Origin of the sequence: Brevibacterium gallinarum (genome assembly GCF_014836885.1) — a bacterium.
Lineage (GTDB): Bacteria > Actinomycetota > Actinomycetes > Actinomycetales > Brevibacteriaceae > Brevibacterium > Brevibacterium gallinarum.
In genome coordinates, this window is the sequence record NZ_JACSPY010000013.1 from 1 (window position 1) to 13,833 (window position 13,833).

The following is a 13,833-nucleotide window of genomic DNA, read 5'->3' on the forward strand; positions in this document are numbered from 1 at the left end:
TCGAGGGTGGTCTACCCATGTCTGACTCTCCTTCAGGACCTACATAACGGCCCTGCCACTAAGTCTGACGCGCGACAATCGTGCTCAACGGTGTCATCGCTTGGTTACAGCATTTATCAGACACGCCCTAGTGCGTATGACCGTGTCGATCCGGGTGATAACTGCCGGCCAGGGCTTCCGCTACCTGCTCAACAGCGTCGCTGTCGGTGACGGGCATCGTGATGCCGCCGACGCGCTCACCCGCTACTACGAGCAGACCGGCACCCCTCCCGGCCGCTGGCACGGCACCGGTCTCGCCGGCCTCGCCCACCCGCCGGCTGTCGGCGACGAAGTCACCGAACAGCAGCTGCGTCGCCTGCTCGGTCACGGACAGGACCCCACCAGCGGCGACCAGCTCGGCCGGCCCTTCCGCCAGTTCGCTCCCGCCGACGAGCGCATCCAGAGGCGCGTCGACAAACTCCCTCCCACCCTCGAACCCGCCGAACGGCAGGCCGAGGTCACCCGGATCGAGCAGGAGGAAGCCGAACGAGACACGCCCTCCCCGGTGGCAGGGTTCGATCTCACGTTCTCCGCCCCGAAGTCGGTGTCCAGTCTGTGGGCGGTCGCGGATGCGGGCACGCAGGCGCTGATCGCCCGCGCCCACCACGAGGCCATGCAGGATGTGCTCGATCTCCTCGAGCGGGAGGTCGCGATGACCCGGGTCGGTGCCGCCGGCCCCCGTGGAGCGGTCGCCCAGGTGGAGGTCACAGGGGTCATCGCCGCCGCCTACGATCACTGGGATTCCCGCAGCGCGGACCCCAACTGCACACACACCTGGTCGTCTCCAACCGCGTCCAGACGGTCCGCGACGGGCAATGGCGCACCCTGGACTCGCGGGCGCTGCACCAGGCGGTGACCGGGTTGAGCGAGCACTACAACGCCCTCCTCAGCGATCGCGTCGCCGCTATCCTCGCGACCCGGTGGGAGGCACGCGAGCGAGGCCCGGGCCGGTCCACGGCGTGGGAGCTCGCCGGCGTTCCCCAAGACCTCATGGACGCGTTCTCCTCCCGCACCCGCGCGATCGAGGACGCCAAGGACCGGCTGGTGGAGGCCTATATCGCCAAGCACGGTCGGCGCCCATCGAAGACGGTGCTGTGGCAGATCCGCCAGCAGGCGACCCTCGAGACCCGCCCCGAGAAAGAAGTCGTGCCCCTGAGCGAGCTCACCGAGAGGTGGCGAGCCCGCGCCGCCGGCCACCTCGACGCAGAACCCCCGGTGTGGGCGTCACTGATGCTCGCCGAGACCGGCACCGAGCCGCTGCTGCGCGCAGACGATCTCCCGGCAGCGAAGATCGACGACCTCGCTCTCGCGGTCCTGAACGAGGTCGAGCAACGGCGCTCGACGTGGAAGCGGTGGCATCTGCACGCCAAAGCCGTCCGGCAGTCGATGCCCTACCGGTTCGCTTCCACCACCGACCGGGAGGCGATCGTCGGCATGGTCGCCGATGCCGCCGAACGAGCCTCGCTGGCGCTGACCCCGCCGGAGCTGGTCTCGACCCCGCAGCGGTGGCAGCGTTCGGATGGGTCGAGCGCGTTCCGGCCCCGGCACGCGACCGTGTATTCCTCGACGCAGATCCTCGACGCCGAAGACCGCCTCCTGGCTGCTTCCCGGGACCGGGCTGCCCCGACGGTGCCGCTGCCTTTAGTCGAGCACTTCGCCCGCACGCCGTTCAAACGGGGTGGCCCGGTGCTGTCGCCGGATCAGGAGCAGGCGGTGACGCGGATCGCGGTCTCCGGGCGCAGTCTCGATGGCCTCGTCGGCCCGGCCGGGTCCGGGAAGACCGCGACCATGGGGGCACTCCGGCGGGCGTGGGAACTCGAGCACGGCCCCGGTGCCGTGGTCGGGCTTGCCCCCTCGGCCGCCGCGGCCGCGGTCCTCGGTGAGGATCTCGGGGTGCGCACAGAGAACACCGCGAAACGGCTCTTCGAACACCAGCTGGGCCGATGGGATCTGCAGGCCGGGCAGCTGGTGATCCTCGACGAGGCCAGCCTCGCCGGCACCCTGGCGATCGACCAGATCACCACCCACGCCACCGACGTCGGAGCGAAAGTGCTGCTGGTCGGTGACCCGCACCAGCTCACCGCCGTCGATGCCGGTGGCGCGTTCGGGCTGGTCGTGCGCGATCTCGATGACACGGGCGGGGCCCCGCGCCTGTCCGAGCTGCACCGGTTCCGGCACGACTGGGAGAAGACCGCGTCCTTGCAAGTCCGCCTCGGTGACACCGATGCCATCGACGAGTACATCTCTCGCGACCGTGTCCACGGTGGTGCCTACGATGACATCCTCGAAGGCGCCTACCAGGCGTGGCAGGCCGACCGGGCCGCAGGGAAGACGTCGCTGCTGATCGCCGAAACCCTCGAGACCGTGTCCGCGCTCAACGCCCGTGCCCGCACCGACCGCATCGCTGCCGGCGAGGTCGACGACACCACTGGGGTGGTCCTCCATGACGGCAACCAGGCCTCCCGCGGCGACATCATCGTCACCCGCCGCAACGACCGGCGCCTGTCCCTGGGACGGGGGTGGGTGAAGAACGGCGACCGGTGGATCGTCACCAACGCCCGCGCGGACGGATCGCTGACCGTCCGGCGGGAGCACTCCCGGTGGCGGACCACGATCACCCTGCCCGCTGATTACGTGGAGTCCTTCGTCGAACTCGGCTATGCCGTCACCGCGCACCGCTCACAGGGGTCGACGGTCGATACCGCGCACGCGATCGTGCACTCCCCGGAGATGACCCGCGAATCCCTCTACGTCTCGCTGACCCGTGGCCGGGAGGCCAACCATGTCTGGGTCGCGACCGATCAGGCCCACCTCGAGGCCCACCAGCACCGGGACGGTCTGACGATGACCGCGAGGTCCATCTTGTTCGGGATCCTCCAGCATCTCGGCGTCGAGCTCTCCGCGCACGAGACGATCGTCCAGGAGCAGGAGGACTCCTCGAGTGTGGGCCAGCTGGCTGCGGAGTACGAGACCATCGCCGTTGAAGCTCAAGCCCGCCGGTGGATGACCGTGCTCGCCAGCGCCGGCCTCACCCAGGACCAGCTCGACGAGGTCGCTGCCGCGGATTCCTTCGGGGTGCTCTCGGCGGAGCTGCGGCGCCTCGAGGCCGCCGGGCACTGGGTCGATCAGCTCCTCGCCGCCGTCACCGCAGCCGGGTGTCTCGAGAACGTCGAGGACATCGGCTCCCTTCTGCGCCACCGGGTGATGCGCCTGGCGGAGCGGTACCAGCCCGCCACCCGGGAGCGGCCGGACATGATCGCCGGGCTCATCCCGCGCGCCGAAGGCGACCTCGCTCCCGCCGACCGGGCCGCACTCGACGAACGCGAACAGCTCATCGAGGCCCGCGTCGACGCCGTCCTCGACCGGGCCCGCACCCAGAACGACCCCTGGCTCGCCGGGCTCCCCGAACCGACGAGCGAGCTCGGGCACCAGTCGCTGCGGGTGATCGCCGCCTACCGGGACCGGTGGCAGATCAGCGCCGCGAGCCCCTTGGGTGGGCTTCCCGACAACGACGCCCAGCGGATTGATCACCAGCGCGCCGGCCTGTACTTGAACACGCTCGTCGCCGAGGCAGAAGATCTGCTGGAGCCCAGCACACAACGGGCCCAGCAGCCGCGTCATCACGACCGTGGCCTCTGAGCTTCAGCGCCCGTATCCGTACCGTCACGGTGGGTCGGGTGGAGCGCGAGTGCGTCCGGCCGGCATGGTCTGTCCGGAGAGCGCGTTGGAAGGTGTCGGTACGCAAGGAGAAACGATGCTCTGATGCTGGAATGAGTTGCCCTGACTGGTGAACCTCGGAGAGAGATACGCGCCGGTACGCCTTCTCCTAGCTACGCCGTCCCAGTCTCCCCCCCCAGATTATTGCGGTGCCGTATGCATGGGGCCGTCTCGTGGACCAGTCAGTCGACATCCCACCATCCCCAACATGGCTCATGTGCGTTACACACCCTGTCTCGCAACCAGGCGCCACGAGTCGCCGAGCAGGCTGAGCGAAGCTACAGCTGGCGGCGTTACAGCGCTGAGAGCGAGTCTGACGCTCCGGGCTGGCTTCCGTCTATGGACGTGTAGGATAGGCTGTGTAACGTCAAGAACCAGCGCGGCACCGACGCCGATGCGGAGCCACAAAGCCCTGGAGCGCATGCATAGGCCGTAGCGAGCTGCCATACTCCTCGGCGCGACGAGAAGATGGATGGAGGAGCTGCAACGCGAATGGGTCGAAATTCCAGTTGTATGACTTCCAATGCCCACCCCGGGCTTGCAGACCCGCTCGACACCTGGTCCGTCCGACCGGTCCTAACCACCGCTGAGCGAAATGCACTGTAGACGTGTGCCGGGCGAAATGCGCGAAACCGATAGCGCCCGCTTCCTTCATTGGTTGTTTGTCGTCATCGCAATCATTACGTGTGCGGCCACTGCCGAGGCGCTTGGGACTTGGACGTTTCAACTTGGCCCGCTTCAGATTGTTGTCCTGCCGCTCCTAACGGCCTTTGTCATGACGGCCGTTCTGAACATCGTCGCCCTCCGCACTGCTCCCTTATTCGCCGAGAGATGTCAACAGGTTGCCGGCCTGGTAATGGGCCTACTTGCCCTACTATTCGTGCTGCGCGCGGGGCTCGTCTTCGGCGAGAACCTGCCTCTGATTATCGACAACGGGTCAGCCATGGTCTTTCAAAGCATCGGAAAGATCGGCACCCTCCTGGCGTTTCCACTGGCCATGATGCTGGGGATGCGGCGTGCGTCAATCGGGGCGACCTTCTCAATCGGCCGTGAACCCAGCCTCGCCATTATCCAACAACGATATGGCGTAGGAAGCCCAGAGATGACTGGTGTCCTTACGACCTATGTCACCGGCACCGTCTTCGGGGCTATCTTCTTCTCGATCGTGGCGGCAGTCGGCAGCTGGCTGGGTTACTCGACCCAAGCACTCACGATGGCGTGCGGAACTGGAAGCGGCGGTATGACGTTCTCGTGTGCAGGTTCACTTACGCAGTTGCGAGATGACATGGACGGCGAGACCATCTTGGCTCTCGCCACAGCGAGCGATGTCTTGAGCTACGTCGCCACAATCTTGCTTGGGACGTTCGTCGCTATTCCAGTCCTCGAGCGGTTGACCCGTGCCGTCTCCCAGCGAAAGCGACTCATGACCTGCGAAGACGTCGAGGAAGTAGGTCAGGCGCCAACGCCCCCGCAGGCCCCGGTGCGCCAGCTACCGACCGCAATTCTCTCTGCAATCGTCGTCTTCGCCATCGTTACCACGCTGACAGCCATCGGACAAAGCCTTGCACGCGCCATCGTCATTCTTGCCGCGGGAATCGGTCTCGTTGGCGTAACAGCGTTGATTCGGATCATACCGAGACGAATCCAACGCTACCTGCCGCTTCCCATACTCGCGGCAGTGGTTGGCATCCTCGCAGGGGCGCCGGCGTTCCCGTGGGCCACCACCGTCAGCGGAGCATACAGCGACATGCAGCTTCTAACAATCGCCAGCGGAGTGCTCGCCTGCGCGGGCTTGGCAATCAATCGCCAACAGATCCACACCATGAAGAAGTTCGGTTGGCGAGCCGTAGCCGTCGCCTTCGCGGTGTTCGCCGGCTCGTACTTCGTCTCCGCGACGTTGGCTCAGCTGGCTCTGTAGATTCACGAAAGGACGACACCTTGGAAAACCGCAGACAGAACGACTACTCGCCCCCGGAAGGCGGCTTAGACTCGTTCGATCCACAAATCTCAGCGCTTGCCGCCGAGCAGAAGCACGCCCGCTCCGAGACACTTGGCCTGATCGCATCCGCGAGCCCTACACACCCTGCAGTCGTTGCAGCAGAAGGAGGACCTTTTGCCGCAGTCACAGCCGAAGGCTACCCAGGGAAGCGATTCCACTCTGGCGCTCAGACCGTGGACAAGCTCGAGAACCTCGCCATCGAACGCGCAAAGGCCGCCTTCTCCGCCGCTCACGCAAACGTGCAGCCGCTATCGGGCTCATCAGCGAACTTGGCTGTGATGTTCTCTCTGCTCAAGCCAGGAGACACGATTCTCAGCATGTCCCTGGACGCCGGGGGACATCTGACCCACGGCTCCAAGGCGTCCGTCACCAGCCGCTACTTCCGCGTCGTTCACTACGGTGTCGACGAAGAAGGATGGCTCGATTACAACGCCCTCGCGCGTCTCGCCGAGGAACACCGCCCTCGCCTGATCATCTGTGGGGCAAGTTCATACCCGCGTGAGATCCAATTCGACCGCATCCGACAGATCGCAGACTCAATAGGCGCACTCCTACTCGCTGACATCAGCCACATCAGCGGTCTGGTCGCTGCCGGTATCCATCAAAGCCCCATCGAGTTCGCTGACGTCACAACCACCAGCACCTACAAGCAACTCCGGGGCCCACGCGGAGGGCTAATCCTGCTGGGCCAACGCGGATACGAGAGCCCACCGATCGGTGGCAAGCCGCTCATCGAACGCATCGATCGCAGCGTGTTCCCGCAATTTCAAGGCACCCCCAGCTTCTCGTCCATGGCCGCAAAAGCCGTTGCGTTCCGATATATCAACTCCCCAGACGGTCATGAATGGATCAACAACATCCACCGCATCGGAGCCATCATCGCCGAAGAGATGCGTGGACTTGGCTACTCGCTCATGACTGGAGGCACCGATACACACATGATCGTCGTGGACTTCAGGACGAGCCCATCCCTCGATGGCGCTCGAGCAGAGCAAACCCTCGAGCAAGCTGGCGTGCTCGTTAACAGAAACACAGTTCCCAATGACCCTCGTCCAGCGAACAAAACTAGCGGGATCCGGATAGGAGCTAACGAGCTCGCGTTGCACAACCCTTCGAATGAAGCTGTCGGCCTTTTGGTCAAGGTCATAGACCAACTCCTTGCCGCGAGCGGAACTGCAGCAGAAGCGGACGCCAGAAGCCAAGTTGCGCGCTGCGTGCACAGCATCAAACGTCACTATCCATTGACCGGATTCTGACGCCAACCTCTTGGAACGAAAGGTACCAGTATGTCCTCCCTCAGAGTCTGCGTCATCTACGGCGGATGGTCGTCCGAACGCGATGTCTCCATCGCGAGCGCATGGAAAGTACGACCATATCTCGACGAACTCCCTCACGAGTTCGTCGAGATCGAACTCTCGCAAGATCGAAAATGGATCCAGGTCACAGAGCACGAGCGTAAGCACGTTGACCCGCTCCGATTCCTGCAAGATATCGATGTCGCCCTACTCCTCCTGCACGGGGTCGGGGGCGAAGACGGAGTCATCCAGGGCTTCCTCGAAACGGTGGGGGTACCCTACACCGGACCTGGCGTCGCCGCCTCGAGCATTTTCATGGACAAGATCCTCACGAAGCATCAGTTCATGGCGTTGGGCATCAACACACCCGAGTACTTCACGGTGACTGGCGCCGAGGCCCAGGACCGCGCGTACTTGGCTCAGCTCTGGACAGAAAAGGCCGCCCGGTGGGAACAAGGACTGGTGGTCAAGCCGGCGCGTGGTGGCTCGAGCTTTGGAGTATCGGTTGTCGACTCAGAGCACGACTATGTTGAAGCCGTGAACGAAGCCAGCCGCTACGACGACAGGATCCTCGTCGAGCGGTTCATTACTGGAGTAGAAGTGCAGGTGGGCCTGATCGGTAGTTCCGCTGCACCCGAGACCCTTCCCACACTAGAATTAGTTTTCAATGACGGGCAATCATGGTTCGATCCGGACACCAAATATGGCTCTGACCGGTCACGGGTCAGCTTTCGCATGCCTGCCGATGTGCCGAACCACGCTACAACCTATATGCGAGATGTGGCGCTGAAGCTCTATTCACACTATGGGTTCGAAGGATATGGGCGGCTTGATTTCCTCGTTCCCGACAGCGGTCTGCCACTTGCTCTTGAAGTGAACACCATCACCGGCATGACTCCCACAAGCACGTTCCCGCTCATGGCGGAGAAGCATGGCCTCGCATATGGAGAATTAATCAACCGCCTTATCGAGCTTGCTCGCAGTCGAGAAGAGAAAGTGGCCTGATGAGTGCGTACTGCTCTATCTCGTCCATTTACAATGGGCCGGGGTTCATAGTTGAGTGATTTCTTCGTGCAATTGACCGCGGGTACGCTCTCAGCGATTCTCGCCGGCTTGGTAATGCACCTCCTGCCGTCGGTTAGCCAGAAAGTCAAACGCAAGAAGGTCATAAAGAAGCAGAATATTCGCAACGCACCTGGCGGGGTAACTGTTGTCGGCGACGACAACATCACTGGGGATATCTCCGTCGACAACAGCAAACAGGTTGTCGTACAGAACATCTCCGCCACCCCCGGAGGTCGAACTGACTCGGACCCCGCTCAATCAGACGGACAAATATGGATAGCAGTCATCGTCGCCGTAATTGGCGCCGGCCTATTCGTGCTGTACTACGAATTTGTAGTGTTCTTCTGCATCGGAGCGTGCATTGGACTCCTCGTCAATGCCGTCGCCACGATCAGGCAGGCCATTCACCTCAGGCTCTGGGATTCGAGAGCGAGCTTGATCGTAGTCGAGGTCATCCTTACGCTTACTGCGGCAGCATTCTCGAGCTGGAGCCAGCTGAACACGGTGTACGCCGGTTTGCGATTGGAAGAACTCAGCACGTCAACACGCTCAGCTATGCCACCGATAGACGCCGACAATGGGATTACAGGTTATGTCGAATGGCTGCTGGCACCGAGTAAGCACCTAATTGAAGCCAATCAAGGTCTTGAAGGACTCGCTTTCGTGCTATGCCTCATGGCTTCCCTTGTGCTTTCCCTTGTATTGCAGTTCGATTGCTGGCGGAGGCTACGGAGCTGGGGTAGTTATCTCACGTTCTTCTACGGAACGGTCGATGAGCGTTGGGCCAAGCGAGCCAATCGGTTCCTTCAGTACGACTGGAAATCTGCCGTTGGGTTTGCCATCGCCGTCGGCCTGGCGATTGCAATGGCGATGGCCGCTCCGCTTCGAGTTCCCGAGCTATTCTCTTAGCTTCGGCATCCCGTCAACGGACATCTTGCTTCGGGCCATTCCACTGCGGCGTCGTACCGTAAAGCGCCACACCCCTCTCGTGAGACTCTTAGCTCGACATCCGAGTACCCGCAGTCCGCCAGATTCAAGAAGTTGACGTCTCTGGAGAGGCAGGAGGCTTCGCAAGAAGACTGACACCATAAGGCTCTCGCCCCTCCCCTGAACCTGCAGGCGGATCGTCATTCGCCGCAATCGAAGCATAATCGAACGGTCGCGATAGGTCGGCGACCCTTCCATCGGGTCAGCAAACCTCTCCTCGATCGCACCTCGGAGACGAGCGCGACCGGCGGCTCAGCCTCGCCACCGAAGCGACCATGCACCCTCTTGGCTTCCGCAGGCGGAGGCCCTACGATGAATAATCGAAAGTTTGTTCGATGGCTGATCGGGTGGGTGATGGTCGTGAAGATCGCGCAGAAGGGGGCAACGCTCCGGTTTGAGAGCGAGGTTCCGGTGGAACTGAACTGGGACGGTCGGCGGTGGCGGATCATCGACATGCCGACCCTGATCGGAGTCGGTGACGACTTCCTCTACTCGCCGATGATCACGCACCCGCCCGAGCCTTGGACGGGGTGGCGGTTCACTGCCCGCAACGGGGACGTCGACGAGGCCTATCTAATCGATCTCCGGCACGTGACCGGCGATGCCTATGAGGTACTCCGTGCCATCGAATGACCCCCTGGACAGCTTGGAACTCCCGGCCGGCGTGCGCCTGAGTCTGTTACCGCCCGTGAATCGGCGGCTGAAGCGTCCTCCGCCGCAGTGGGCGGTGTGGCTCGGGCCCGACCGGGTTGGGGTGATCGAGCAGTGGCGGGTGAGTAGTGCGAGCGCGACGTTCTATCGTGCCACGGCGACTCACCCTGGCACGGGCAAGTCGATCCCGCTGGAATCGAGCACGAATCTCGCTGAGCGAGTCGACAAGGTCCTCACCGCTTGGCGCGACCCCGACCGCTTCGTTTATCGCAACTCCCGGGATTGAACCAGCGGCGAGAGGCCGGCCATCTACTTCCTTGCATGTGCGTGGCCATTACCCTTGAGGGATGAGCAGCTCTCCCGAGACTGACGATCAGTCGGACTTCCAGCATGTAGAAGACGAGATCCGGTGTCAGTTGCTCAAGTGCGGCATTGCGCAGTCGACCACCCAGGATGGGATCGTCTCAGTGGCAGAGTGGCGCAGCACAGCTCGCGCCATCGGACGAGCGCTCAAGCGGCCCATCAAGACCTTCCTGGCCGGGAACTCCGTATACGCGATCTTGGGAGACTGGCCTCGAGATGACGAAGAGCGGACTCTGCATCAGCAGAACGTGCACGATGCCGCAGTGACGATGAATGAGCTCGTCGCTAAAAGGCTGGGCGTCAAGTAGGCCAGGCCCGAGCAACCTGCCATCAGAGGGCGGACTCCTCTGCAAGAGGTTTCGAAGCATCCCGCCTTAGTGCAGCCCCCAGTTCACCGGTTGCGTCCGGACCCTCCTGACTCGTCGCTGCGAGGCTCCTACGACGGACACGGCACGGCGTGGACCGGTCGTCGTAGCCGCTATTGACCTCTCGGCCGCGGCTTCGAGCTGTCTCGCGCGCATCTGATTCAGGTTCACCATCCGCGAGCTCGGGAATAAGAGCGCCCAACCCACTGGCGATTTCTTCAGCGAAGAAGCGGTGAGTCGAGCACAGTCCTCGGCAAAGTCGCTGCATGAGTGAACCCGCGAGCCCATTTATCACGGCTGTGATAGTTTGGGTTCGTCACCCGCCCCGAGTGATGGAGTACGAGAGGAGGAAGCCGTATGCCGGCACGAATCGAGCCCGAGTTGAGGCGCCAGCAGGTCGTGGAGGCCGCGTTCCGGCTCGTCGTCGCCGAGGGCATCGACGGGTGCTCGCTGCGCAAGGTGGCCACAGAATCCGGGTTGAACATCGGCTCGGTCCGGCACTACTTCGATGGACATGAGGACCTACTGGCCGCCGCAGCCAAAGAGGCCGGTGACCGGATGGGGCGCAGGCTCGCCGCGCATTCGGCCGAGAACTTGCGTGGCCTCAATGGCGATCAAGCACTCGATGCGCTGCAGGCGCTCGTAGAAGAGGTGCTGCCCGTCGATGCCCAGCGGCGAGACGCCGCGATCGTCGTCGTCGAGCTCGTGATGGCTTCCCGCACCCGCCCCGTCTTCCGGACGATGTCACAGCGCATGGGCGCAGACCTCACCGAGGTGGTCCGGGAAGTGCTCGAGGCGCTCGAGGTACCCGATCCCGAGATGGGCGCCGCCCAGGTGGCGGCGATGATCGGCGGATTGACCATCGATGCCGTCACTCCGCACGGAGGGCTCAGCATCGAACGGCTGCGGGAGATCCTACGTGCCCACCTGCGGATGCTGCTCACCGCCGAAAGAAGGAGATGACCTGGATGCCAGCATGGTTGTTCGCGCTGCTCGCGGCAGCGTTCGTGCTCTACACCGACGACTACGTGATCGCCGGCATCCTGCCGGAACTGGCCGGCGATCTCGGAGTAAGCGAGGGGCAGGCGGGGCAGCTGGTCACCGTATTCTCCCTGACTGTCGCGCTGGCTGCGCCGATCGCGGCAGTCGTTCTGGCGAGTGCGGAACGCCGACGCCTGTTCTCGCTCGCGCTGCTGGTGTTCATCGCCGCGAACGTCGCCGCGGCGATGACGCCGTCCTTCGCGATCCTGATAGTGCTGCGGATCGTCGCCGCGCTCGCGGCGGCAAGCACCACCCCTGCGCTCTTCGCCTTCGCCGCCCATCACGCACCACCGCAGAAGGTCGGCCGCTACATCGCCGTCGTCTCTCTCGGGGTGACCGGGTCGATCGCGGCTGGGGTACCGGTGGGCACGTGGATCGGTGGCGTGTTCGGTTGGCGAGCCACGTTCGCGGCGATGGCCATCGCTGGAGCACTCGTCTTGCTCGCTGTGCTGGCGACGCTGCCCCGAGGAGATGGATCAGACGAGGTCCCGGTGCTGCGCGAGCAGATACGCACCCTGCGCCAGCGTCCGATCTTGCTCGGTTTGGTGGCGAACTGCGTACTGATGACCGGGTCGATGATGATGCTCACCTACCTGGCCCCGTATCTCGCCGCATCCACCAATGCAGGAGTGGAGGAACGCGCCCTCGCGTTCAGTCTCTCGGGCATCGCAGGCATTGTCGGTATCTGGCTCGGCGGGATCGCCACCGACCGATGGGGAGCCGACCGTACGTTGCTGTTCGGCATCGGGGTCATCGTCCTCACCATGATCGGCCTCTGGGGCCTGTGGCTGGCGCGGCCCGCCTCCTTGCCCCTGGTTCTTGTCGTGGCGACGATCTGGGGCGGGATGGCGTTCTGGAACTCCCCGGCGATCCAGGCCCGGCTCCATCTCCTCGCCGGTCCAGTGTCCGGTCAAGCGCTCGCGCTCAACACCTCCGGCACCTACCTCGGCGTGTCCATCGGAGCCGCGGTCGGGGGTCTCGCTCTCTCCGGCCCCGGAATCGGGGCGCTGCCGCTCGTCGCGGCAGCGTTCGCGCTCGGAGCTCTCGTACTGCTCGCCCTCGCGCGCCCCTCGGACCCGATCGCTGCACGCAAGGTCTGAAGCGGTAGGAGGAAAGGGTACGAACCGTTGGGCTCAGGCTGAATCGTTTAGATCGCTACTGCGTGGGCACGTGGCGGTCATGGCGTCGTGCACCTGTCGAAGCATTTCCGCCAAGTCGGTCAGGCGTAAGAGAATGATGCCACCGTATACCCGCATGCAGCAGCCACGAGGAGACATGACCGAACACACGCCCCAAGAACTCGTCGGTAGACGCACCCGCACTGCCGTCCGAGAGCTCATGAGTGACACCGTTCTCCGAAGAATTACCGAGATGTGGGAGTCCGAGGGCTTCTCTCCGCCCCCCGACATCGAGCCTGTTGGCGGCCAGCGAGTCACACTGTTCGAGGCCTACATTCGCCAAGTCGATTGGTCCTCTCGATCTGAGGCTGAGGGTGCCTTGCGGGTGTTCCAGGATGCGCTCACTGATGTCTTCGCTTTGTGGGCCGGTGACGATCAGTACCGAGAGCGGGCGATCATGAACGTACGCCGCGCGGTCTCTCGAGATGGTCTCGAGATCGACGACGAGTGGCTCATCCGCATCCCACATCGTGCCGAGCTCAACCCTTCATCACTGGCAAGTCTCAAGGACCCCAGCGCCATACTGCAAGGGCTCGAGCGCCTGTCCGCTGCCCTCCCTGCCGACCCTGAACTCGCCATCGGTGGAGCCAAAGAACTCATGGAGAGCACCGCGAAAGTTGCCCTCATCGAGACCGGTAGGACCGAGACATCTCTCCCCAAAGCCGATTTCACCAAACTGGTCAACGAGGCATCCGATGCTCTCGGTCTCCTCCCCGAAAAGGGTAAAGACCTTCCAGACTCACGCCAGGCCATCCGCCAAATCCTCAATGGCGCCCGGCAAATAGCCACGGGGCTTGCTGAGTTCCGTAACAGCTTCGGCACCGGTCACGGTCCTGCCCGACGACGCACCGGCCTCTCAGATCGCCATGCCCGGCTCGCCGTCAATGCTGCGACCCTGTGGTGCGAACTCATCTTGGACACCTTGGCGGATTCTCAGGCGCCATGGCGCAGCACCCTGCCATCAGGGTCCTCACAATAGAATTCCTACTTCAGCGGGGACGCGAGCCCGCGAGAGGCGTGGTCAAGCCAATTTGGGTGCCGGTATCCTCTCGGTTCTGGAAGTTCACCAACGGCTATCCCTCGCGATCGCAGCCAGCGATCTGCGCTACGTCACGGCAAGCACGCTGGTGGGA

11 protein-coding genes and 1 pseudogene are annotated in these 13,833 nt (G+C 63.4%); all 12 read left to right on the plus strand.

All coding sequences use genetic code 11. The annotated features are described in order from the left end of the window. Positions 1–136 precede the first annotated feature (136 nt). Positions 137–1,170: pseudogene (mobF, locus tag H9634_RS14595) on the plus strand (MobF family relaxase); the annotation flags it as partial. A 303-nt stretch (positions 1,171–1,473) separates the two neighbouring features. Beyond that, a complete protein-coding gene (locus H9634_RS14600; protein WP_225210891.1) occupies positions 1,474–3,678 on the plus strand; it encodes an ATP-dependent DNA helicase in 2,205 nt (734 codons plus the stop codon). A 688-nt stretch (positions 3,679–4,366) separates the two neighbouring features. Continuing rightward, on the plus strand, positions 4,367–5,674 hold the full coding sequence (locus H9634_RS11575; protein ID WP_165882694.1) for a DUF3100 domain-containing protein: 1,308 nt from the start codon (positions 4,367–4,369) through the stop codon (positions 5,672–5,674). 20 nt (positions 5,675–5,694) lie between these two features. Beyond that, a complete protein-coding gene (locus H9634_RS11580) occupies positions 5,695–7,011 on the plus strand; it encodes a serine hydroxymethyltransferase (RefSeq protein ID WP_165882693.1) in 1,317 nt (438 codons plus the stop codon). A gap of 30 nt (positions 7,012–7,041) precedes the next feature. Further along, positions 7,042–8,055, plus strand: a complete 1,014-nt coding sequence (locus H9634_RS11585; protein ID WP_191726804.1) for a D-alanine--D-alanine ligase family protein — start codon at positions 7,042–7,044, stop codon at positions 8,053–8,055. Between the two features lie 51 nt (positions 8,056–8,106). Beyond that, positions 8,107–9,024 (plus strand): hypothetical protein, encoded by a 918-nt coding sequence (locus H9634_RS11590; protein WP_165882691.1) that lies wholly within the window; start codon positions 8,107–8,109, stop codon positions 9,022–9,024. A 438-nt stretch (positions 9,025–9,462) separates the two neighbouring features. Further along, entirely contained in the window at positions 9,463–9,735 is a 273-nt protein-coding gene (locus tag H9634_RS11595) for a hypothetical protein (protein ID WP_191726805.1), read from the plus strand. Beyond that, positions 9,722–10,039, plus strand: coding sequence for a hypothetical protein (locus tag H9634_RS11600; protein ID WP_165882689.1), 318 nt, complete (start codon positions 9,722–9,724; stop codon positions 10,037–10,039). Before H9634_RS11595 ends, H9634_RS11600 begins: the two co-directional genes overlap by 14 nt. Positions 10,040–10,100: 61 nt before the next feature. Beyond that, complete coding sequence (locus tag H9634_RS11605) at positions 10,101–10,424, plus strand: hypothetical protein (protein WP_165882688.1); 324 nt, start codon at positions 10,101–10,103, stop codon at positions 10,422–10,424. 414 nt (positions 10,425–10,838) lie between these two features. Further along, positions 10,839–11,444 (plus strand): TetR/AcrR family transcriptional regulator, encoded by a 606-nt coding sequence (locus H9634_RS11610; protein WP_165882687.1) that lies wholly within the window; start codon positions 10,839–10,841, stop codon positions 11,442–11,444. Further along, positions 11,441–12,622 carry an MFS transporter gene (locus tag H9634_RS11615; protein WP_225210886.1) on the plus strand — a complete coding sequence of 394 codons (1,182 nt, stop codon included), beginning with the start codon at positions 11,441–11,443 and terminating at the stop codon, positions 12,620–12,622. The genes H9634_RS11610 and H9634_RS11615 overlap by 4 nt, the downstream gene beginning before the upstream one ends. A gap of 175 nt (positions 12,623–12,797) precedes the next feature. Next, entirely contained in the window at positions 12,798–13,679 is an 882-nt protein-coding gene (locus H9634_RS11620; protein WP_165882686.1) for an abortive infection family protein, read from the plus strand. Positions 13,680–13,833 lie beyond the last annotated feature (154 nt).